This window comes from uncultured Methanobrevibacter sp. (genome assembly GCF_905235195.1).
Lineage (GTDB): Archaea > Methanobacteriota > Methanobacteria > Methanobacteriales > Methanobacteriaceae > Methanarmilla.
The window spans coordinates 1-23,750 of sequence record NZ_CAJOKH010000035.1; the positions used below are offsets into that span (position 1 = coordinate 1).

Here is a 23,750-nt window from a genome sequence, read left to right on the forward strand (position 1 = left end):
TATGAAAACACCATTATAAAATTAAATTAAATTAATTGAATTTAGTAAAAATAAGAGTTTTGTGCAAGTTTCTCGTACTAAATAATCTAGCACCCTATATCATTTATATCTGATTTTGTATAAATAATCCATTTTTTATTTTCTTTCAATGAATAAAATCTTTTTAATTCATCTGTTGTATAATAGGGCTTTATTAATTTCAATTCTTTATCTTTGAGATTTAATTGAGATAATTCTTCATCAGTGAGTACAAAAATACCCTTTCCTACTTCATATTTATTATCAAGTTTTTTTGCATTTTTACTAGTTAAATCTTCTTGTGGAGCCACAATCCCCTGAGATAATTCTTTATTAGTTAAATATATAATACTTGAATTAGATTGAATTTTAGAGATAACCTCATAAATATCAGAATCCATAAAACTGAAATAGTTATCTTTATTCATTTTTCTATTAAAACCGGCATCAAATTTATTCCATAATTCATTAACATTATCTGAATATAAAAATGATTTTAAATTGTCATCAGTAATATTATCCACTAATAATTTCGAATATTTAAAATGATAATTCTCTTTGGTTGAATCTTTTGTCATTAAATATATCATTGTTTGAATACTAGCAGTATCAAATGCTTTATAATTTCCAAAATCAATGAAATATTTGAATGTAGCTTCATCATTAACTTTATTTCTGAATTTTGAAGCTCCAAAACTAGTTATCCAATTATTGGTAGCAATAAATGAAACACTACCATTATTTTTCACTAAATTTAATGCTTTACAACCAAATAAATACCATAAATCCATTTTCCCTTGGTAATATTGTGAATTTCTAACTCCATCGAAAGCATTTTTATTTCTTGCTTCTTTAACATAAGGAGGATTACCAATAGCAATATCAAAACCCGGATTAATACCTTGAAATACTTCAGAAAATTCTAATTCCCAAATAAAAAATGGTTTAATTTCAGCATATTCAAATTTTTTAATTTCATTGAGCAAATCTATTTTACCTATATCTTTAAGATATGTTTCAATAAAATCCCATTTAGCTTCTCTAATTTTTTGTTTTAAATCTTGTTTAACATCAGAATCACTCTCTTCGAAGTATGCTTTTTTTATCACTTCTAATTCTTTAAATATTCTTTCAGCAGCTGTTACACCAAATCTTTGTTGCTCATCTTTATCAATAAAATTATCATCAAATAATCTAATGTCCTTATAATTATCTACAAGTGAGTTACCACACATTATTTGGTTATCTAAGTTGGGTAGTGGATTAATTACATTATTATTTTCTTCATCAACAATTAATGATAACCAGAATCTTAATTTTGTAATATCTGTAGCAGATAATTCTGAATCTACGCCATATAATGAATTTTCAATTGTTTCTTTTTTTAATTTATACAAATTAATTTCATCATCATCCACCATATTCAGTAATCCTAAAATATATTTAGCTTTAACAATTTCATTCATCATACCTACTGGAAATGCACCAGAACCTACTGCGGGATCTATTACTTTAACTTTTTGAAGTAAGTTTTCTAGAGCATTAGAATTTTCTTTAATTGAATTTGGTAATTGAATTTTGGTATATTGATTTCCATTATATTTCTTTTTTTCTTCATTGGCCCTAATGATAGAGTTTACAGCCAAATCCCCTTTTGTAATAAATATTCTTAAATCCTCTTCAGGAACATCAGAATTTGTACTTAAGTATGATATTAAAGACTCCTGACACATAAAATGAACAATATGTCTAGGAGTATAAAATGCACCTTTAGATTGTCTATCTGTTATTTCAAGTAAGTTTTCAAATACTTTACCTAACATCTCAGGGTCAACTGCAACTTCCTTTTCTAAAGGTTCATCCTCTTTAATAGTAAAATTAAATTGATCAAAAGTGTTCAATATATCTTTAAAAATATTATTATCAATTATAACATCAGTATTAACCCAATCATAATTATTTATTGGTTCAAAAAGACCCCCATTAAGAAAAGGGACTTTATATCCAAATTGTGAAAAATGATTATCAATTACTTTTTTTGAAAATCCCTCGTAGAATAATGGTTCTAAAACATCATTAAAGAAATTTTTATCATTATTTATAGCATCAATATATATTCCTCTTAAAAAGTCCTTAGGTCCATAACCCCATTTTTCATATTCTTTAATACCTAACCAACCTTTTTTCTGTAAGAAATATATAAATACTAATTGTCCCATTAATTTTTTAGCAAAATCACTTGATTCTATTTTTTTATCATCAAATTCTAATCGAACATCATCATCATTCATTTTAACTTCATCTAATGATTCTGTTAATTGTAGGAATAGTTCTTTATATTTATTAAAGAATTCATCAGTAACATTTTCAATACTAAAAGCTTGTTCAATATCAGTTAGTTGAATATTATCTTCATAACAAAGTAACTCTAAGAATTGTGATTGACATGTATGATTTGGTTCATTAACTCCAACCAAGAAAGAATGCCTTCTAGGTGAACTTAACTTTTCATGTATTCCTTTTTCATTAAATTCATATTCTACTTTAACATGTGAGAATCTCCAATCGTCTAGATTTGGTTCATAGAATGCTACCAAAGCAGAATCGTATTTATCTTTAATCAATGAAGCTATTAAATTTCTTTGCATTGTCCTGGCACGATCTCTGGAAGATTGTTTAGTTAACTCAACAACATAAAAAGCTATTGAATCGCCCACATCATCTTGATAATCTCCTAAAATATAGACTTCATTTTCATAACTCTTAAATTCATTTCTAATAGCATTAAAAACTATAGGACTTATATTGGATTTATTAAAAAGTTCTTTTAAAAATTCAACATAGTTATTCATGTTAAATTTATCTTTAAATGTTTTATTTAAAAGAGCTTTTGCTGATTTTTGATTCATTTTACAATCCTCCATTATAAAAAGTATTCAGATAAAATAATCTGCTCTGGCTTTTCTTTACATTCTTTTATACATGAAGCTGTTTCGGTTTTCAAATCTTCATCTAAAATATTATCATTAAATACTTGAACTATTAAATTTGAACGCTTTATTTTATCTAAATCTTTATTATTCTTATCAATAGCAATTAATTCATTTTTTATTTTCTTAGCTCTGCTTTTTGTAATGTGTCCTTCTTCAATTAATTCTTTTATTTTACCCAAATAATTTTTATCATGGTTAAGTAAATTTTTACAACTTCGAGCATATTTAATATATTTAATTACAAATTTTTCATTATTGGATAATTTTATGTCATCATCAGGATTATTTAATAGTTGTTCAAAAGCAAACATGTTCTGGTATAAATAATCATAAAACTCATCATCTATTGAAATAGCTTTTTCGTATTCATCGGCTTTTAATTCTTTTATAGCTTCGAAGAAATCAATCTCTTCGGAAATATTACCCTTTGATTTAAATAATTTTTTAAATTTATCTTTCTTCATTAGTGTGATAAGATACTTTTGTTCAGATGCACGAGCAACACGGGATTTAATAGGAAGCTCTTCAATTTTTTTAAATAATTCAGGATTATTATCTCTAATATCCCTAATTTCTCTAAGGTATTTTAATTCATCATCAACAACTTCTTCATCATCAATATTTGAAGATAATATATTGAAATAATCATCATATGATTTAACAGGCTCTTCAGTTAATAATTGTGAATCGTTTCCTAACAATTCAATGAACATGGCTATTTTACCTTCTGCAAGAGATTGAAGTTGGATATTTTTTTCTATAGGTGATGCTGGGAAGAAATTATATGTGTATATATGTTTAAATTTAGTTCCCAAACGTTGAACACGTCCTACTCTCTGCATCATCCTTGTTGGATTCCAAGGTATGTCAAAATTAATTATAACATTTGATCTGTGCAAGTTTACACCATGTGAAAGAGTGTCTGTTGTTATGAGGATTCTATATTCATTTTTTTGTTTATTTTTATCGATATTTGCATCAAAATTGTATAATATATCATCCATATCTTCTTTACCAGATTTTCCAGTAAATACTTTAACATTTTCCTTGCATTCTTTGGAAATCAATTTTGCAATATCTTCTGCAGTATCAATAAATTCTGTGAATATTATAACTTTTTTATTTTTTAAATCCTCATTAAGCAAATTTGTTAATGCTATTCTTTTAGGATAATTCTCAACGGATTCCCACATTTTAGCTATTTCTTTCAAAATGTTCAAATCATTTTTTAAGTCTTCTTTGAATTTAGGTGCGAAATCGTTAGCATAATATTCATTTGCTTTACCCTCTTCAATTAACTCTTCAATATTGTTAAAATCATCCTCAGCAACTAAATCTAATATCTTTAAATTATAATCTCTACTTGTGTAAAATACTCCTTTATTATTCAATGTATCTAATGCTTGTTGATGAGTATTAATGGAATTTTGAACAGATTTTTTGAATGCATAACTACCACTTTCAAGCCTTTTGATAAGTAAGATTTTTATAAAGTTTCCCATCATTTTTTGGGAGTTAGCATATCGTGTATCTGGATTCACACGATATTCATTTGCTAATGGCCTATATTTTGCATAAGTTAATTTTTTAGTTAATTTATATAATGTATTATCAAATATTTCATTTGTAGTTTCATCAAAATGATAATGGATTGGTTTTGGTTTTTCTACATTTGGAAATTCCATATTATTTTTTTTTAAATCTTTTGAATAGTATTTGCTAATACTTTTTCTTGTCCTTCTAACCATAATATATTTCAATACATCATCTCTGATTTCAGCAGAGATTTTTTTACTTATTTCCATATATTTGTCAGGATGTTTTGATCTATCGATGCTTTTTTGTCTGAGTTCTTGTCTTTTGAAATATGCTTCTAAATCTCTTACTTTTGGATTAGGTAATGTTGAATTATGGGCAGGTTGGAATAGTTTAATTTGACTTAATAAATCGGAAGGAGAATTGTTAAATGGAGTTGCTGATATTAAAATTATCTTTTTTCCTTTACATATTTTGGATAGATATTCATATTGTTGTGTGTCTTCATTTTTAAAGTCATGAGATTCATCTATTATGACATTTTGATAACTATTAACATCATAATTTTTTAGGATTTCATCTAATTTTCCTTTAGATTCGACAATAGGCATTGGAGAAACTCCAAATTCTCTTAATACTCTTTTCCATCCTCCGGGGTTATGTTCTTTAACTAATGCTGGTGGTGCGATAACTAATGTTTTTCCTCTTAATTGTTGTGCTAATAGAGACCCCATGTATGTTTTTCCTAAACCCACAACATCAGACAAAAATACTCCTCCATGTTCTTGTAGAATATCTCTTGCATATAATACTGCATCTCTTTGATATTCTAACATTTTAAATCCTTCTGGAAAAATTTCATAGTCTAATTCTTTTTTATCATTCCAAATTTTGTCTTTTAAAAATTCATAAATAAATTTTAAATATAATTCATAAGGAGTTATATCCTCTTTAATCCATGTTTTATTTGTTATGGTGTTTATGAAGTTTTGAGATATTGGTTCTGAATCTTCCCATAGTTGATTAAATTTATCAGATGCAAACTCATAATTCTCAGGTTCTCTTAGCTCTACATTGAATTCTAGATTTCTTTCAAGACCAGGTTGTGTAAAATTACTTGATCCTGTTATGACTCTTCCAATATCTCTGTCATCATTATCAAATGTCATGATGTATAATTTGGAATGGGTTTTACGTTCTTTATATCCTCTTATTTCCAATTTTCCAGATTTTAACCAACTAACAAATTGTTTAATTCCTTTTTCAACATCAATTGTATCTTCAGAATTATTCATTTCATTAATTAAATCTTTTTCAATTTGTTTTTTATATTCTGCGGTAGATATAATAGTATTTTGAGAATCTTCAATTAAATTGAATGTTTGGGAATCAATTCCCATACCAACTAAAATTCTAATTTGTTTTGTGTTCTCTAAACTCTTTTGAAGTTTGTAAAATCCACTCACATAAAAATATCCAACTAAACAATCAAAGAATTCTGTGTCTTTTAAAAGAATATTAAATTCATTAAGTAGGGTATTTTCGCTCTCATTAGTTATAAAACTGTTACTTTTAGTACTCACAAATAAAACTCCTGTATGTTCTCTATTTTTATGATTTATACATTATTATAACTTAATTAACTTTTTTGTAAAACAATTTTATTTTAGCCATTTTTTTCTTTTTTGATGATGAATCATTAATAGGTTTTAGTAAAATATAATTAAACAATTTATATTTAATTTAATATTGAATATTTTTTTTAATTGTATTAATATATTTTTATACAAAACTATAATGATTTTTGACAAATATATTTGTGTCCAGCCTTCTTTTTAAATTGATATTTTCAATTGTTATTTAAAATTATCGTCTGGTATGTTGACCGGGATTTATAAAGTCATCTAAGAAGTCTAAAAAGTCGTTTAAATCTTCATCATTTACGGTTTTCAAATAATTTTCAATTAAATAAAGTTTAAAGCTATTTAATGCAATATTTTTAAGGTTTTTTCCAATTTTGATTTTAAAGATATTTTCTTTTGTAAATATGTTTTCAATTAAGTCAGTAACAGTTTTATATTCTCTTTCTTTATCAACAACTAAAAATTCATCTAAAACATAACATTTATTTCCATTTGCTTTTTTAAAGTTTATACATGATTGTTTTGCCCATATTTTAGGACCATAATGAACTTTAATATTATTAAGTTTAGAAACATTCATGTCATATATTAAAATGCCTTTATCTTTTTCATTAGTCCAATATCCACTTTCAAATACTTCAAAACCTTCTTCTTCTATTTTTTCTCTTAGAGATTCTTCAGTTTTTTTAAGTTGAGGGTGTAAGGTATCAACAGGTACACTTGGAATATTAAATTCAATAATATAGGTTTTACCTCCTCTATCATTAAATTTTTTAACAATATTCCTTTTACTTAAATTATCTTTTCGAGTAGGATAGAAGTAATCTATTTTATTATCACTTTCTATAAAGTTACGACATCCATATATGAACTCTTCCATTTTATCTTTACGTAGAGCAGCTGCTACATTACGATTTTTATCAGTTGGGTCTATTGCAATTAATGGATCTTCAAATAATTCAGAGCTACCATAATCTTCAAGATCAATTATAGTTTTATATCTCCAGTTTGAAACTTCACGAGTCACATTTTCAAAACTACCATACTGAAGAATAAGTATTTCACATAAATATCCTGCAAAGCCACCAACTTTAAATTCAGATCCATAAACTCCTATACAATCCATAAATCTTTTAAGAAGCAAAACTTCATCAATTTGTTCTTTTTTTAGTTTGGATTTTATATATTTTGTATGGAGGATTGTTCTATCTACAGCAGATTTCATTTCTGATGCATCTTTAATATTATAACATGGAACAAAGTCTACTTTATATCCTTCAATAATGCTTGTAAGGTATGGGTGAGATGCATAATGTTCATCTGCAACTCCATTATATTCTTCACTTATTTTATATCCTATCTCAAGACCTTTTTCTTTTAAAATTTCTAATGGTGTATTTAGAGGATAAACAATAAAAATATCAACATCAGATTTTCCTTTAAGGTAAGTTTCTTTTGCAACTGAACCTACGGCCTCTGCTCTTGCATTAAATCCTTCTTCAAGGGAAATTTTATTTATACTATTAATTAATTTAGAAGAAATTTCTTTTAATTTGCCTTTTTCCTTTGAATCTGGTTTAATTTCATTTAATATTTTTCTATACTCCATTAGAATCACAATAAAATAAACTTATATTTTAATATATAAAATTCCTATAATAATATTATTTTCAAATATTTCTCTATTTTATTTTAATAGAAAATATCAATTTTCTACTTTTAATTATATTATCAATTTTCTACTTTAACAATATTTAATATTATTATGATAATTTTTATCAATTAATATTCTAGATAATTATAAATTTATTGATTATTTTTTATAATCTTTTCTTATTTCAAATATTTTTATTATAAACCATAATATTATAAGATTATTTTCTTTAAGATTGTAGCCTATGTTTTATTAAGTATTTATCTTATTAAAATTTATTATTTTTTAAACATAATCTTATATCATTCACGGTAATTTATATTTTTTTAAAATTTTATGCTCATATTCATAATTATGTTCAAATAGTAAGGTTTAAAATATAATTTTAAGATATATATTATTAAGAATTTTAGTATTTTCTATTAATTTTTTTTATGTATATTAGATGATGCTATAAATTATTAATATATTAAAATATAATCTTTTAAAAAGGATTAAAATATAATTTTTAAAAAGGAGGTAAAAAGATGGTAGTAAGTGTTATTGGTGGAACAGGATCTCAAGGTTTAGGTATTGCAAAAAGATTAGCAGTAGCAGGTGAATCTGTAATAGTTGGTTCACGTAAAGAGGAAAAGGCACTTAAAATTGTTGAAGAAACATTGGAAGAATTAAAAGATTATGATGTAGATATAAAAGGTATGGCTAATGAAGATGCTGCTAAAGAGGGAGATATTCTTATTATGACTGTCCCATTACAGGCACAAACTGCAACTTTAAAAACTATCAAACCTTTTGTTAAAGGTAAAATCTTTTTAGATGCAACTGTACCTTTAGAAACAGCGATTGGTGGACAAGTTACAAGAATTCTTAAATTGCCTGAAGGTTCTGCAGCTGAAAGAACTGCACAAATCCTTGAAGGTGAGGATGTAAAAGTCATTGCAGCATTTAACAATTTAAGTAATAGTCTTTTATTAAATGTTCCAGAAGAAATTGATTGTGACTGTATTATTGCTGGTGATGATGCAAAATCTAAAGAAATTGCAACAGAATTAATTGAAAAAATACCTGGTATTAGAGTAATTGATGCAGGTAAATTAGAAAAAGCTCAATTAATTGAAGTAGTTACTCCACTACTTATCGGATTAAACATTAAATATAAATCTCCATTTGGTGGATTTAGAATTACTGGAATTCCAAAACTCGATGAATAAAAATTTTTATTAAATATTCTTAGATAATTTTTTTTATCTACAAAATTATTTTTTAAAGTTAATTTTTCTTTATTTTTATGGTTTTACTATGGTAAGTGAGATAATTTTTAAAAGAAAAAGTATACGTTCCTACAGTGATGAAGATATATCTGAGGATACAATCAAAAGAATATTGGCTGCAGCGATGCAAGCTCCTTCAGCTTTAAATACTCAATCTTGGGAATTTATAGTTATAAAAGATAAAGATATGATTTTAAATTTATCTAAAATGAGTAAATATGCTTCTTGTGCAAAAAGAGCAAATACTTTAATAGTCGTTGTGGCTAATCTTGAAAAACTTAAAAGAACAAGAGCATGGTTTTGCCAAGATCTATCAGCTTCAACAGAAAATATTTTGCTTGAAGCAACTAATCAAGGGGTAGGTAGTGTATGGTTAGGTTTGTATCCTGAAAGTGATAGGATATCTTATGTTAGAGATTGTTTAGATTTACCATTAAATATTCTTCCATTTTCAATTGTAAGTTTAGGATATCCTACAGATTGGGGAAAAATTGAAAATAGATATGATGAATCTAAGATTCATATGGAGAAATATTAAATGATTAAAATTATAAATTATAAAAACTAGTTATTTAATATTCTTTTTTTAATCATTGACTTTTTTTTACCTCATTTTTTATTTTTAATATATTTAGTTATTTAACTCTTTTATAATTCAAACACTTCAATGTCTTCATATATTGGGCCTTGAGGTGTTAATGTGCTTTTTTTAAGAGCTATTTTAGAGACAGTCATATTTCCTATATCATAATCTTTAAAATCTTGGAGTTTCTCTTGAATAAGATTCTTATTTTTTGCATTTTTCATTCTGCCAATAGTTAAATGGGATTTATAGTTTTTCTCCAAGTCAAAGCCTAATTTATTAAATTCTCCATCTAAGTCTTTTTGCAATTTTTTAAGGGTCTGTTCTTCTTCAAGTCCAATCCATATTACTTTTATTCGTTTAGCATTAGGAAAAGCTCCAGAGCCTTTAATGTAAATGTCAAATGGTTGATATTTGTTCAATACTTCTTTTACTTTAACGGATATTTCATCAACCATATTTAAATCTATATTTCCAAAGAATTTTAAAGTTAAATGCATATTTTTCATATTAACATATTTTATATTTGCATCTATTTGTTTAAATTCATCTTCAACATTTTTGATTTTTTCAAGTAATTCTGCATTTATATCAATTGCAAGAAAACTTCTAATACTCTCACTCATTTTACCATCAGCTATATTTTATTTAATTATTTTATATGTTAAAATTAGGTCTTGGTCTAATTGGTTAATATTTATTAGGTCTAATTTAACAGAATCTTCCATAAAATCAAAACCTTCACCATCAAATAGGGTTTTAGCATAGTTTCCACCAACAATCATAGGACCAATACATATTCTAATTTCATCTATTAATCCTTCCTTAATCATTGAAAAGTTTAGTGTTGAACCTCCTTCTAACATTAAAGTTTTTATTCCTTGTGAATATAGATAATCTAAAAGTTTTGATAAGTCTACATGTTCTTTACCAGATACGAATATATCTGCTTTTTTTGATAATTCTTTAATTTCTCGGGTATCTGAATATTTACCACTTACTGCAATAATAGTAGGGGCCATTTTATTTAATACTCTACTATTTATTGGTGTTCTTCCTTGACTGTCTACAACGATTCTTATGGGATTGTCCTCTAATAAGGCATCGATTTTAGATACTGTAAGTTTCGGGTCATCTGCAAGTACAGTTCCAATTCCAACTATTATTCCATCCATATCTTTTCTAAGTTGGTGGACTCGCACCATATCCTTTTTCCCAGAAATCTTAGAGGAACCTGTTTTAGTAGCTATTTTGCCATCAAGTGTCATTGCAGCATTAAGAATTACATATGGCTTCATAATATCATTTTACTTAATTATTAATCATTTAATCAAAATTAATGTATACATAATTATATGATTGTTCATATTATAAAATTATTTTTTTCACTTTCTTTCATTTTTGAAATAATCCTTTTAGAAAATATTTTTAAATTTTTTTTTATAAATTACTTTTTTTTATTAAAAAATTTTTAAGCAAATAATTTAAAAATTCATTTTACTAATTTTATAAAAAATATCAAATTATTTAAATTCATGACAATTAATAATGTTAATTTTAAAAGAAAAAAACAATGATTTTGGCTATTATAAAATAGGTTTATATAAGATAAAATTATTATAAATTATACAATATAGAAATTTTTTAATTTCTATATTATAATTGCTGAGGTGATAAGATAAAAAATGTAACTAAAACTTTAGTAATTCTTTCTATATTCATTGTATTTCTATTAAGTTTTAGTGGATTATATGCTGGTGATGTAGACCATTTAGACTCTGCAGATTTACAGTCACCAGATAGTAATGAAATTATTGTCCCAGACGATAGTTCAAATACCGATGCAATTAATACTGTTGATTATAATTATCAAAATCTAAATAATAATGTTCCAAATCTAGAAAATTCAAATGCAGAGAATACGCAAGGTCCAAATACTTACCTTGAAAGTAGTAAAGACTCAAAAAACATAAATGTTCAATTTACTACTAAAAATTTTACTAGAGATGGTATTTATTATGATGAAGATCCAGTAGTTGGAGAAACAATTAAAGAATTCAATAGTTGTTATGGGGTAATTTTTTATCCTAGCTTGAATTTGATTAATAGTGAAGATAGTTTTGAAATTTTAAATCAAAATACATTACTTACTTCTCTAGATTCTCAAACATTCATAACAACTAATTTCATTCCATTAAACTATGATGATAATTTATATTCTGATATGTTAACCAACTATAAGGATGTTTTATCAAATCATATTGTAATTATTAAATTTGTAAATCCAAATCCAATTAATTATGATTCAAAAGATAGTGAACAAATTCCTATTACTGACCTATATACTAATACAAGTTCAATAGGTGCTGTACAATTAGGAAGCAAATCTTATACAAAAAGCAATTCAAAAGATATAATCATTTTAGAACCTATAGACATATTTATTGAATCTAATGATTTAACTTTAAAATATGGTTGTGATGATTATTTTGAAGCTATGCTTACTGATAATGAAGATAATTTAATTCAAGATCAGACAGTATTATTTGGTATAGGACAAAAAACTTATGCTGCTAAAACCGATAATAATGGAATAGCAAGATTACAAATAAATTTAAAACCTGGTAAATACACTATATCTACTAGTTTTAAAGGTACAGATTTTTATAATGAAGCTAATGCCGTAAATACTATTACGATTGCCGATAGTGGTGAAAGTGAAGATTTATCTGGTGTAGGTAGAAGCATAAGCAAGTGCACTATACAAGATAGTACAATTTCACAAAAAACAGATACTAAAAACACTAGTATTAAAAATAGTGTAAAAACATTTAGTTTAAATCAAATTATTCAATCATCTAAAAGTTTAAAGACTTACTATGCTATATCTGGAAGACTTCCAGAAACTGTAAAAATTGCATCTGTTGAAGTAAATTTGAGTGAATTTTTATACTATGAATCTATAGCAATTTTAAATATTGAAAATGATTATAAATTCGCTATAAAAAGAATTGACTCTATTGATGAAGCTTCACTTATTGATGCTAGATTACTTAACAATAAATTATATAAAATCCGTTATTTAGATTCTGCAAAAGAAATTTCTAATTATATATTAGAAAATCATTGTGGAGCGGAAAATATAATTACAAGTATTGGTGAAATTCCAAATACTCAATTAATTGAAGCATTTGCAGGAATATTAGACTATTATAGTAAAAATAATTACTTACCTGAATTTGTTACTATGAGTGGTGAAAATCCAGCAAGTCTTCCAAATACTAAAGAAAGTTCCAATTCATTAGATGATGCTCCTAAAGAGGATATTCAAATATCTGCTTGTAATGTTAAAATGCAATCAGGTGAGAATAAATACTTTGAAGTTAAATTAAATGATGGATATGGAAATCCATTAAAGAATGAAAAAATAAGTTTAGCTCTTAAAAGATTTAAATTAGAATATGATCTTCAAAAACGGGACTGGGCTTATAAATATGCAAATACTACTGAATTCACTGTTAAAACCAATAAAAATGGAATTGGTTTATTAAAACTTAATTTAAAAACAGGTTACTATAAGGTAAATGCATCATTCAATAAGGATGGAATTTTTAAATCATGTTGTAATGATATAAATGTTAATTCATTCAATTCTGAAAACTTTGATGGAGATTCAACTCAAAAAATATTTAGTGTTTAGATAGAAGTTTTAACTTCTATATTTAATCTTTTTTTTACTTATTTTGATTTTTAATAAATTCTTTTTTAAAATTATTTAGTTTGTAATAAAAATAATCAGCTAAATTAAGCTTATTTTAATTTTTTCTAATATTTTTTTCTTATAAGTAATAGATTTTCACTGAAAAAATTATCTCTTTGTAAAAAAAAAATAAGTAAAATGAAAAAAGAATATAATTAATAAAAAATTAATTAATAGAAAATTATAATCTTTTCTCTAAGATGTGTTTAGGATTGACAGTCAATGCTTTGATGGCTTCATCATGAGTTAATCCAGCACCTAATCCAATTCTATAAGCACTATCAAAGTCCCTTAAATCTCCAGGAGCATGTGTATCAGTATCGATTACTAGATTATTTCCTACTTCACGTGCTATTTGAGCTACATGACCATTACCTAAACAATGTCCTGCTCTACAACTAATCTCTAAGGCAACATCATTTTTAAGCGCAATTTCAGCATCTTCTTTTGTAATCAATCCAGGATGACCTAAAATATCAACATCTTTACAACTTACAGCTTCATGATTGGTTGATTCAATTACAGGTTCTGATATGGTCTCACCATGTACAACAACAATTTTAGCACCAAGTTCACGTGCTCGTCTAGCTAATGGTTTAATGCTTGATGAAGGAACATGTGTTATCTCAGCACCTAATATTACCTGTATGTCCCACTTATCGTTTAAATCATCAATTGCTCCTTGTAATTCATTAATGTATTCTATATTTGAATAGTCAACATGGTCTGTTATTGCAATTGCTTCATGATTTAGAACAGAGGCTCTTCGAGTAAGTTCGGAAGGTAATAATTCACCATCTGAAAATAAACTGTGCATATGTAAATCGATTCTTCTATAATCCATAATAACCCTCTTAAAAGTGTTTGTAAAAATTAATATTATTTATTTTAGTAATATGCGAATATTTCACTTAAAATATATATTATAATTTTAATTTAATTTATATAAAAAATTAATTATTACACTATTTTTTCATCTTTAAAATCTTTAAAGATTTTAATTTTTAAAAATTCTTTAAATTGTATTCTTATCTATTTAATTTTCTTAATTTTTATTTAAATTTATTAGAATTAATAAACATTCTGTAATTATTTATTAATATGGATTATATTAAATATCTTAAATAAAATTGAAATTTCTTTCAAAACAACTTTTCTAAATTTAAAATCTTATATAAAATAGAAAAATTTTATTTTCAAAAGATTTACTTTTGAAAAAGTGGGGGATGAAAAAACATTGATTTTCTATTAATATTACTTATATTTTTATTTATATTCAATTATGAAAATATTCTAAATATTAAACTATTATTTAAGGAATATTTAATTTTACATAAATAAATAATAAAGTAAGTTATGAAGCTGGTGGTGCAATATATTGGAATGAGAATAATAATGGTTTAATTGAAAATTCCACATTTATTGGTAATAATGTTGATACGGGTGGTGCTAGTGCAATAGGTTGGGCTGGATCCAATGGTACAATAAACAATTGTAATTTTATTGGGAACACTGCGACTGAAAACGGTGGTGCAATTTATATATATCTTGGAGAAGGAAATAAGGTTAGTAATTCAAGATTTGAGGATAATTCCAATAGAAATAAAAGTGGAACAGTATATGTTATTAATACTACAGGTATTTTCACAAACTGTTTATTCAACAATAACAAGGCAGTTGATTATGGGGTAGTATATATTGTGAATGGTAATAGTAGTTTTACAAACTGTTTATTCAACAGTAATACTGGAGAATCTGGTGGAGCAGTCCACATTGAGGGTGGTAATAGTAGTTTTGAAAACTGCTCATTTACAAGTAATAATGTAATGAAAGGTGGAGTTGTTGAAGTTAGTGGTAGTATTGGTAGTTTTATAAATTGTTCATTCACAGCTAACAATGCAAACGATGGTGGAGCAGTTTTAATTAAAAATGGTAATTATAGTTTCGATAAATGTTTATTTATCTATAATAATGGATCATTAAGTGGAGGTTCTATTTTCATATATAATTTTGTTTTACCAGCTACTCTAAATGTTACTAATTCTCAATTTAAGGATAACTTTGCTAATATTGTTTATATTAATGACACTGACAATATTTACATTGATAATGCTACTAGAGATTTAAGTGACTCTGATTTGTTATGTAAATTTACTCAAGTTAGTATCATACTAAATAACTACACTTATGGGTCTAATGGTACAATTGTAGGTAATGTTACTTGTATGGATGAGACTTTAGTTTCTGGTCTTGTTTATGTGGTAATTGCTAATAAAACATATACTGGAATTATTACTGAGGGTAAAGGTATTATTGTACTTACAGGTCTTGATGCAGGAAATTATACATTTAGTATTATTTATAATGGTACTGAGGAATTGGCTAAAGCTAGTTCATCTTCAATTAAACTTACTGTTTATAAACAATCTATAAAAATCAATCCGCCTAAAATTAATATTATTAAAAATTATGGTGGTACTTATACTGCAACTATTAATACTAAATGTGCTGGTTTAGCACTTTCACTTTATTTAAGTAATAAAAAAATTGGATCTGCAACTACTAGTGCTTCAGGTAAAGCTAAAATAACTATTAAACCATCCATGATTAAAAATATTAAAACTGGAACTCATAAAGTAGTTGTTAAGTTTGCAGGTGATAAAAACCATAATAGTGCTCAGGTAACTGGTAAAATAACTTTAAATAAAGAAAAAACAAAATTACTTAATGTTAAATCTGTTAAGAAATATTATAGAAGTACTGCTAGGTCTATGCAGTTAACTGCTACTTTAAAAAATAGTAAATATAAGTTTATTAAAAATCAGTGGGTTTACTTTAAGGTTAATAAGAAAATTTATAAAGTGAAAACCAACTCTAAAGGTGTAGCTAAGCTTACTTTTAATATTGATCAAATTAAAGCTTGTAAGATTAATAAAAAAGGTACTTATAAGTTTACAGTAACATATAAAACTACTGATAATTATAAACCGGCTACTAAAAATGGAAAATTAAAAGTTTTAAAATAAATAGGAGATTAATCATTTTTTCCTATTTTTTCTTTTTTTTTAACTCTTTTTTGAAAAATTTAATTAATCTATTTCTAAAAATATTCTAATTGTGTATTCTAAAAATCACTCATATTTTTGAAAGATTTTAATAGAAACCATTAATTATTTTTATATTCTTTAAATAATAATTATATTATATAAGTTGATATTAAGTTTAAATTAAAGTGATATTAATGATTTCAATATTTGTACCTTCACATATTACTGGCTTCTTTTCCATTTACCAAAAAAACAATAAATTATTAAAAGGTTCTCTTGGATGCGGAGTATTACTTGATAAAGGTGTTAAAACCACAATATCTCAAGTTGATGATGAGGGAATTCATATCCAAATCAATGGGAAAGTAGATAAATACAATGAAACTATTAGTAAAAAAACTTTAGAAATTATAAATAAAAACTACTCTATTTCCAAATATCTTGCAAAAAATAATTTTAAAGGACTTCTAATAAATCATGAAATTGAAGTGTCGATAGGTTGTGGATTTGGAACAAGTGGATCATCTTGTTTAGGTATTGCTATTGGGCTTAAAGAAATATTGAACCTTCCAATTGACTATACTCGTGCAGGACAATTTGCCCATTTAAGTGAAGTCAGTCTAAATTGTGGACTTGGTGATGTTATTGCTCAAATGTCAAAGGGAATTGTACTTAGAATTAAACCAGGAGCCCCTGGAATTGGTGAAGTAAAATCATTTAAATCAGATTATTATATAATATCAAAAGCATTAGGTCAAATCAGCACTTCTTCTATAATCACAGATTCTGAGTTTGTTGAAAAAATTACAGATGTTGGTATTGATACTCAAAAGCAATTTGTTGAAAATCCTACTAGTGAAAACTTTATTAAATCTTCCTATGAATTTTCTAAAAATAGTGGACTTTTAAATAGCGAAATTCAAGATATGATTAGTGAACTAAATGAATTTTGTATAGGTTCATCTATGGCCATGATAGGAAATACTGTATTTGGATTATGTGAAGATATAAGTACAGTAAGTAAAGATTATATGATAAGTAAAATTAACAATCAGGGAATAAATATTAGTAAAGACATTTAAGTGATTTGATGATTAAGCTTAATTATAATATGAAATTGTATCGGGAAAGTTTAAAGAATATGATTAAGCCTACAGATACCTTTATTGAATTAGGTTGTCATATTGGAAAAAGCAGTAAAATAATTGCAGATTTATTAACTGAAGGTTCTCTTATAGCAATAGATAATTCTCCTGAAGCTGTAGAAAAGATGGAGAAGTTAAAAGTGGAATATTCTAATATTAAATTTATTTCTGGTGATGTAAGAAGTCACAATATTATTGAAGAAGTTTATAAGTGCACAAACAGCTGTGACTTTTTATCAGTTGATTTAGGTGGGGGATATCACCCTGATACGGTTTTTAAAGTTTATTATATATGGTCATCTACATTCAAACCACGTGATACTATAATAAGAAACAAGGGATTAATTGATTTTGTTAACACTTCAAAACTAGAAGAAGAATTCATATCTGAAAACGGGTATTTGGACAGTTATGGTGATGAAGGCATACCCCCACAAATAAAAGAGTTTGCTTTGTGGACTGATTCCCTTAAATAGAAAATTTTCATTTAAAATCTTTTAATTCATTATTTATAAAAATAGTCAATTTAAACATTGGGATTTGTAAACAAAATTTTTTTTTAAATAATAATTATTGTAAAAAAAAAAAATAAATTCAATTAATTAAATAATTTAAAATATTTCAATAAATTAAATCATTAAATCTCTAATTTAATTAATTAACTCATTAATTTCATTTTTTAAATCATTAAATTATTAATTTCAATTATTTAAATAATTTAAATAATTTCATTTAATTAAATCATTAATTTCAATAAATTAACGTTAAATAAAAAAAATATGAAATATTAAAATTCATATTTTTCTTCTATTTCAATCATATTTCTAAATTCACATGTTGCTTCTTCAAGATGGAATACTCCCATTTTCCATCCTGACTTTTCATATAATTCTTTTATCTCGGGCATGATTTCAAATACTTTATCGATTAATGCAGGATTATCATCAAAGACTACTTTTCCATAATATCTGATAAATCTTGGCATAACAGTTGCTGAAACTTCAACATAGGGATTTTGTTTCATTTGTTTATATACTTCTTTAAAGGTACCTACTCCAAAGTATATTTTATCGTCTACAAGCATATGAAATCCTAATGGTCTGTTTTTTGGTTTGTTTTCTTCTGTAACTGTTGCAAGATAAAACACTTCTGCATCAGTTAGAAAATCATCTACTTTTTTTATATTAGACATTTTATCACCTAAAATTATAATATAAGTCTTTTAAATAAATTATATTATATTATCTTTTATATATTTAAATATTTATTTTGCATTTAGATATAATTTTCAAAAATAATGTAGAAATAATATCTAAAACAAAAGTTCTAAAGAACTATTATATTATAAGCAAATATTCAATTTTTAAAAATTGAAAATTATATATTTTTTAATTAAAATATTTAAAAATCGAATATTTATTAATAAAAATAAAATATTTTTTTTTAAAAAATGTACATCATAAATTACATAAAGGTTTATTAATATAGTTTAATATAAATATATTTATTATATGGAAATATAAAAATTTCTTATAAAAATCATTTTAATTTATAATCTAATTAATTTAAGGAGAATAAAATCATGGTAGGTAAAAAAATACGTATGGAACGTATTATGAATCGTAAAACTGGGAAAATGGTTATTGCACCTATGGATCATGGTGTATCTAGTGGTCCTGTTAACGGAATAGTTGATATGGATAAAACAATTGAACTTATTTCCAAAGGAGGAGCTAATTCAGTTCTCATGCACAAAGGTATTGTGGAAAGAGGTCACAGAGGATATGGTAATGATATTGGTCTTATTATTCATATTTCTGCAAGTACTTCCCTTTCACAAGATCCAAATAATAAAGTACTTGTAACTTCAGTTGAAAGAGCTATTCAGCTTGGTGCTGATGCTGTGTCTATACATGTAAATGTTGGTAGTGAAACTGAACCATTTATGTTAGAGGCATTAGGTGAAGTAGCCGAAACATGTAGTATGTGGGGTATGCCACTTCTTGCAATGATGTACCCACGTGGACCAAAAATTACAAATGAACATGATGTTGAACTTGTTAAACATGCAGCTCGTGTAGGTGCAGAGTTAGGCGCAGACATTGTTAAAACAAATTATACTGGTGATCCAGCTAGTTTTGAAGAAGTTGTAGAAGGAGCAGTAGTTCCAGTTATTATTGCAGGAGGTCCTAGTGTAGATTCTAACCGTGACTTACTCCAAATGACTAAGGATTCTGTTGATGTAGGTGGATCTGGAGTTGCATTTGGACGTAATTTTTTCCAAGCTGAAAACCCTGAAAAAATAACAAAAGCTGTCTCTGAAATTGTACACAATAAAATGGATGTAGATGATGCTTTAAAAATAATTGAAAAATAATTATTTAAAATTAATATATCTATTACCTATCTGTATTTATTCATTAATGAATAGTTTAAAATATGCTTTTAAAAATTTTTACTCATAATTATTCTTATAGGAGAATTTAAATGGAAAAATTTGCTTGGATTTTAAACCCATTAAGTAATTGGGACGATACAAAAGAAATGATTACAACCTCACTTGAATCAGGTATTGACAATATTGTATGTTTTTCATCTGAAAATAATGAGAATATTAGAAAACTTGGAAATATGAAAATTATTTCAGCTAGTGAAGATAGTGATGTATATCTTATTGGAATATCCTCTGAAGGTGATGGAACATTAGAATTGGATGATGATTTGAATAATTCTAAAGATTTAGCTGATGCTAAAAAGGCTAAAAATAGTGGAAAATCAGTATGTGCATATATTGAAATTACTGATAAAAACCATGAACAATTAGCAGTTAAACTTGGAGATTATTGTGATTATTTGATTCTTGTAGGTAAAGATTGGACTGTTATTCCTCTTGAAAATATTATTGCTGATTTGCAAACTAAAGATGTTAAACTTATAGCTGCAGTTGATTCTGTTGATGAAGCACAGGTTGCAATTGAAACATTGGAAGTAGGTACTGATGGAGTAATCTTTGAACCACAGGAGTTTAATCAAATTAAAGATATTGCTAAACTTATAGATGAAGTCTCCAGTGAAACCTACGCCCTTTATGATGCAACCATAACTAATGTTAAGGCCCTTTCCTCTGGTGATAGGGTATGTATTGATACTACTACAATGATGCATCCTGGTGAAGGAATGTTGATTGGATCATATTCAAAAGCTATGGTTCTTATTCATTCAGAAAGTTTAGAAAGTGAATATGTTGCTTCCCGTCCTTTTAGAGTAAATGCAGGTCCTGTTCAAGCATATGTTATGGTGCCTGGTGGTAAAACCCGTTACTTGTCTGAACTTGAAGCAGGAGATGAAGTATTGATTGTCAATACTAAAGGCGAGACCAAAAAATCAATTGTTGGAAGAAGTAAAATTGAAAAAAGGCCACTTCTTTTAATTGAAGCAGAATACAATGATGTTAAAATTAAAACATTGGTTCAAAATGCTGAAACTATTCGTCTCGTCGATGCAAATGGTGAACCTGTTTCTGTATCTGTGTTGAAACCAGGTGATAAAATAAAGATTTTCATAGATGAGAAGGCTCGCCACTTTGGTATGAGTATTGATGAAAATATTATTGAAAAATAGATTTTTTTATTATTCTGAATATAATTTTCATTATATTCTCTACTCTTTTTTTGCTTTTTGAGGGCGTAACACGATTATATTTGGTCAAAAATCATTATAGTTTTGTATAAAAATATATTTAAAAATTAAAAAATATTTAATATTAACAGATATAATGAAATTGTTTAATTAGATTTTTCTAAAACCTATTCATGTCCCATCTTCAAATTTAAGCACTTTCAAAAACTTAAGTGATTTTAATTTTTACAATTTAAACATAACAAAAATTTTCTTTCAATTTATTATTTATTTTTAATTTAAAAAGGATAAATTAATATATTAACTGAAACTTATATATTATTTGTGTAATATAAAAATAAAAGCTCTATGTTTATGTTTGAACTTATAAACCTTAATTTTTCTAAGATAAAAAAAATCGAAATAAAATTTATCACACAAGTTTTTGAAAGTGTCTAAATTTAGTTATACCTAACATTTATATATTATGAATTACAACGTAAATAATGAAGTTTAGGTTAACCTAAAATTTAAAATTTAGGTATACCTAAATTCTTTTAAGACTTTTTTAATCTATTTATAGCTTTCACTAAATTTTTCACTTAAAAATATGAACAAAATTTAATTAAATATGAAAAAAGGCATTAATTTATTATTGTTTTTTAATTTTTAATTTAATTTAGGTATAATATAAATAGATTTTAATGATTAATATTCGAATATTTAATGATTGAAATAAATGGGTGAGATTTAAATGATTAAAACATTAGATCAATTAGAACATGGTGAAAAAGGAAAATTCATTGCATATGAAGTTAGTAGTGATCAAGAAATTGAATTAAAGAGACATTTAATGGGGATGGGTTTTGTAAGAGGTTCTATAATTGAACTTGCAAAAGTAGCTCCATTAGGAGATCCTCATGAATATAAAGTTAAAGGATACAGTGTTTGTTTAAGAAAAAATGAAGCCAAAAACATCAAAGTTGATGTTGAAAATTGATTTAATATCATTTATATTTTTTAATTTATTCTATTCATTTTTCTTTTTTAAAAAATATATAGTATCAAATTAATTTCATAGAAATTAATTGTGTTTTATTAGAAATGGAGATTGTTTAATGGAGAATATAAAAATTGGACTTGCAGGAAATCCAAATGTGGGTAAAACTACATTGTTTAATAATTTAACTGGACTTCATCAACATGTTGGTAATTGGTCAGGTAAAACTGTAGAGCAGGCAATAGGTCATTTTGAAGAGGATGGTAAAAGATTTGATGTTATTGATTTACCTGGTAATTATGCATTAAGTGCTCATTCTATTGAAGAAATCGTTTCAAGAGATTTTATTGTAGATGAGAATTCTGATGCTATTGTTAATGTTGTTGATGCAAATAACTTAGAACGTAATTTATATTTAACTGTACAAATGATGGAGTTAAATGCCAATCTAGGTCTAGTTTTAAATATGAATAGAATGGCTCGTAAAAATGGCATTACTATAGACCGAGACAAGTTAGAAGAATTACTCGGAATTCCAGTAGTTGAAGTTGAAGCGAATACTGATATAGGCCATGATGATTTAATTCAAATGATTACTAATTTGAAAAATAATCCTGTTAATAGTAAAGACAATTTGGTTTATGGTAATGAATTAAAACAACATCTTGGTGAATTAGAAGATGTAATTTCTAAAGACCAATCTTTACTTGATGTGTCTTCATACTGGACAGCAATTAAGCTACTTGAAGATGATGAAATTATTATGGATAAAGCACAGGAGTCATTTAATTCTAATGAGATATTTTTAGAAGTTAGAAAAGTTAAAGATCATCTAAAAGATATTTATGGTGTAAGCGCTGAAGAAGTTATAGCAAATGCACGTTATGCTTTTATTGATGGTTTAATTCAAGAAGCAGTCCAATTACCCAAGGAAACTAAAAAAACTTTAACTGATAAAATTGATAATATTGTAATTAACAGAATTTTAGGTCTTCCGATTTTTTTTGTTATAATGTGGCTTATTTTTCAGCTTACTGTAACTGTTGCAGGTCCTTTACAGGACTTAATTTCTTATGGATTTGATATGTTAGGTGTGATTATACTTAATTTATTGGGAGAAAATATGTTGTCTTCTTTCATTGTTAAAGGTATCATTGGTGGAGTAGGTGGAGTAATTGTATTTATACCTCAAATCATCCTCTTGTTCTTTTTCTTAAGTTTTCTGGAAGATTGTGGTTACCTTGCAAGAGCTGCATTTGTTATGGACAGAGTCATGCATAAGATTTTAGGTCTTCATGGTAAGGCATTTATTCCAATGATCCTTGGTTTTGGTTGTGGAGTGCCTGGAGTAATGGCAACTCGTACAATGGAAAATGAAAAAGATAGATTACTTGCAATTACACTCATTCCATTTATGTCATGTAGTTCAAGAGAACCAATATATTTAATGTTTGCAGGATTATTCTTTGCAGAATCTCAACA

General features: G+C 25.9%; 17 protein-coding genes and 1 pseudogene. 11 read left to right on the forward strand and 7 right to left on the reverse strand.

From position 1 onward, the window contains the following. Positions 1–86: 86 nt before the first annotated feature. The 3 genes from QZ146_RS05300 to cca all read right to left on the reverse strand — a co-directional run bounded on the left by QZ146_RS05300 (position 87) and on the right by cca (position 7,799). Positions 87–2,927, reverse strand: coding sequence for an Eco57I restriction-modification methylase domain-containing protein (locus QZ146_RS05300; RefSeq protein WP_295722620.1), 2,841 nt, complete (start codon positions 2,925–2,927; stop codon positions 87–89). A gap of 14 nt (positions 2,928–2,941) precedes the next feature. Beyond that, entirely contained in the window at positions 2,942–6,130 is a 3,189-nt protein-coding gene (locus QZ146_RS05305) for a helicase-related protein (RefSeq protein ID WP_295722621.1), read from the reverse strand. Positions 6,131–6,413: 283 nt separating this feature from the next. Then, a complete protein-coding gene (gene cca, locus QZ146_RS05310) occupies positions 6,414–7,799 on the reverse strand; it encodes a CCA tRNA nucleotidyltransferase (RefSeq protein ID WP_295722622.1) in 1,386 nt (461 codons plus the stop codon). Between the two features lie 572 nt (positions 7,800–8,371). On the opposite strand from cca, the gene npdG reads away from it, so the two are divergent. After that, a complete protein-coding gene (npdG, locus tag QZ146_RS05315; protein ID WP_295722623.1) occupies positions 8,372–9,055 on the forward strand; it encodes an NADPH-dependent F420 reductase in 684 nt (227 codons plus the stop codon). 88 nt (positions 9,056–9,143) lie between these two features. Next, positions 9,144–9,653: a nitroreductase family protein gene (locus QZ146_RS05320; RefSeq protein WP_295722624.1), complete on the forward strand. Its 510-nt coding sequence runs from the start codon at positions 9,144–9,146 to the stop codon at positions 9,651–9,653. A 110-nt stretch (positions 9,654–9,763) separates the two neighbouring features. Here QZ146_RS05320 and thpR read toward each other — a convergent pair whose 3' ends face one another. Both thpR and QZ146_RS05330 read right to left on the reverse strand, forming a co-directional pair. Beyond that, the gene (thpR, locus tag QZ146_RS05325; protein ID WP_295722626.1) at positions 9,764–10,324 is read right to left on the reverse strand and encodes an RNA 2',3'-cyclic phosphodiesterase; all 561 of its coding nucleotides are present in this window, start codon (positions 10,322–10,324) and stop codon (positions 9,764–9,766) included. Positions 10,325–10,342: 18 nt separating this feature from the next. Then, positions 10,343–10,996 carry a 2,5-diamino-6-(ribosylamino)-4(3H)-pyrimidinone 5'-phosphate reductase gene (locus QZ146_RS05330; RefSeq protein WP_295722627.1) on the reverse strand — a complete coding sequence of 218 codons (654 nt, stop codon included), beginning with the start codon at positions 10,994–10,996 and terminating at the stop codon, positions 10,343–10,345. 800 nt (positions 10,997–11,796) lie between these two features. Here QZ146_RS05330 and QZ146_RS05335 point away from each other — a divergent pair. Next, on the forward strand, positions 11,797–13,398 hold the full coding sequence (locus tag QZ146_RS05335; protein WP_295722628.1) for a hypothetical protein: 1,602 nt from the start codon (positions 11,797–11,799) through the stop codon (positions 13,396–13,398). A 241-nt stretch (positions 13,399–13,639) separates the two neighbouring features. On the opposite strand, the gene QZ146_RS05340 is transcribed toward QZ146_RS05335, so the two are convergent. Beyond that, complete coding sequence (locus tag QZ146_RS05340; RefSeq protein WP_295722629.1) at positions 13,640–14,302, reverse strand: histidinol phosphate phosphatase domain-containing protein; 663 nt, start codon at positions 14,300–14,302, stop codon at positions 13,640–13,642. A gap of 529 nt (positions 14,303–14,831) precedes the next feature. Here QZ146_RS05340 and QZ146_RS08855 point away from each other — a divergent pair. The 4 genes and pseudogenes from QZ146_RS08855 to QZ146_RS05360 all read left to right on the forward strand — a co-directional run. After that, positions 14,832–15,149 (forward strand): annotated as a pseudogene (locus QZ146_RS08855) (hypothetical protein); the annotation flags it as partial. A gap of 9 nt (positions 15,150–15,158) precedes the next feature. Continuing rightward, positions 15,159–16,484: a hypothetical protein gene (locus QZ146_RS05350; protein WP_295722631.1), complete on the forward strand. Its 1,326-nt coding sequence runs from the start codon at positions 15,159–15,161 to the stop codon at positions 16,482–16,484. A gap of 215 nt (positions 16,485–16,699) precedes the next feature. Beyond that, positions 16,700–17,587, forward strand: a complete 888-nt coding sequence (locus QZ146_RS05355) for a pantoate kinase (protein ID WP_295722632.1) — start codon at positions 16,700–16,702, stop codon at positions 17,585–17,587. An 8-nt stretch (positions 17,588–17,595) separates the two neighbouring features. Beyond that, positions 17,596–18,126 carry a class I SAM-dependent methyltransferase gene (locus QZ146_RS05360; RefSeq protein ID WP_295722634.1) on the forward strand — a complete coding sequence of 177 codons (531 nt, stop codon included), beginning with the start codon at positions 17,596–17,598 and terminating at the stop codon, positions 18,124–18,126. 311 nt (positions 18,127–18,437) lie between these two features. Here the strand turns inward: QZ146_RS05360 and QZ146_RS05365 are convergent, their stop codons facing one another. Continuing rightward, positions 18,438–18,842 (reverse strand): pyridoxamine 5'-phosphate oxidase family protein, encoded by a 405-nt coding sequence (locus QZ146_RS05365; protein WP_295722635.1) that lies wholly within the window; start codon positions 18,840–18,842, stop codon positions 18,438–18,440. 387 nt (positions 18,843–19,229) lie between these two features. On the opposite strand from QZ146_RS05365, the gene QZ146_RS05370 reads away from it, so the two are divergent. The 4 genes from QZ146_RS05370 to feoB form a co-directional block, all read left to right on the forward strand. Continuing rightward, positions 19,230–20,027 carry a 2-amino-3,7-dideoxy-D-threo-hept-6-ulosonate synthase gene (locus tag QZ146_RS05370; RefSeq protein ID WP_295722639.1) on the forward strand — a complete coding sequence of 266 codons (798 nt, stop codon included), beginning with the start codon at positions 19,230–19,232 and terminating at the stop codon, positions 20,025–20,027. Between the two features lie 110 nt (positions 20,028–20,137). Next, positions 20,138–21,271: a 3-dehydroquinate synthase II gene (locus QZ146_RS05375; protein ID WP_295722636.1), complete on the forward strand. Its 1,134-nt coding sequence runs from the start codon at positions 20,138–20,140 to the stop codon at positions 21,269–21,271. Between the two features lie 751 nt (positions 21,272–22,022). Further along, complete coding sequence (locus tag QZ146_RS05380) at positions 22,023–22,268, forward strand: ferrous iron transport protein A (RefSeq protein ID WP_295722637.1); 246 nt, start codon at positions 22,023–22,025, stop codon at positions 22,266–22,268. Positions 22,269–22,386: 118 nt separating this feature from the next. Further along, positions 22,387–23,750: ferrous iron transport protein B (gene feoB, locus QZ146_RS05385; protein WP_295722638.1), on the forward strand; the 1,364-nt coding region annotated here is incomplete at its 3' end.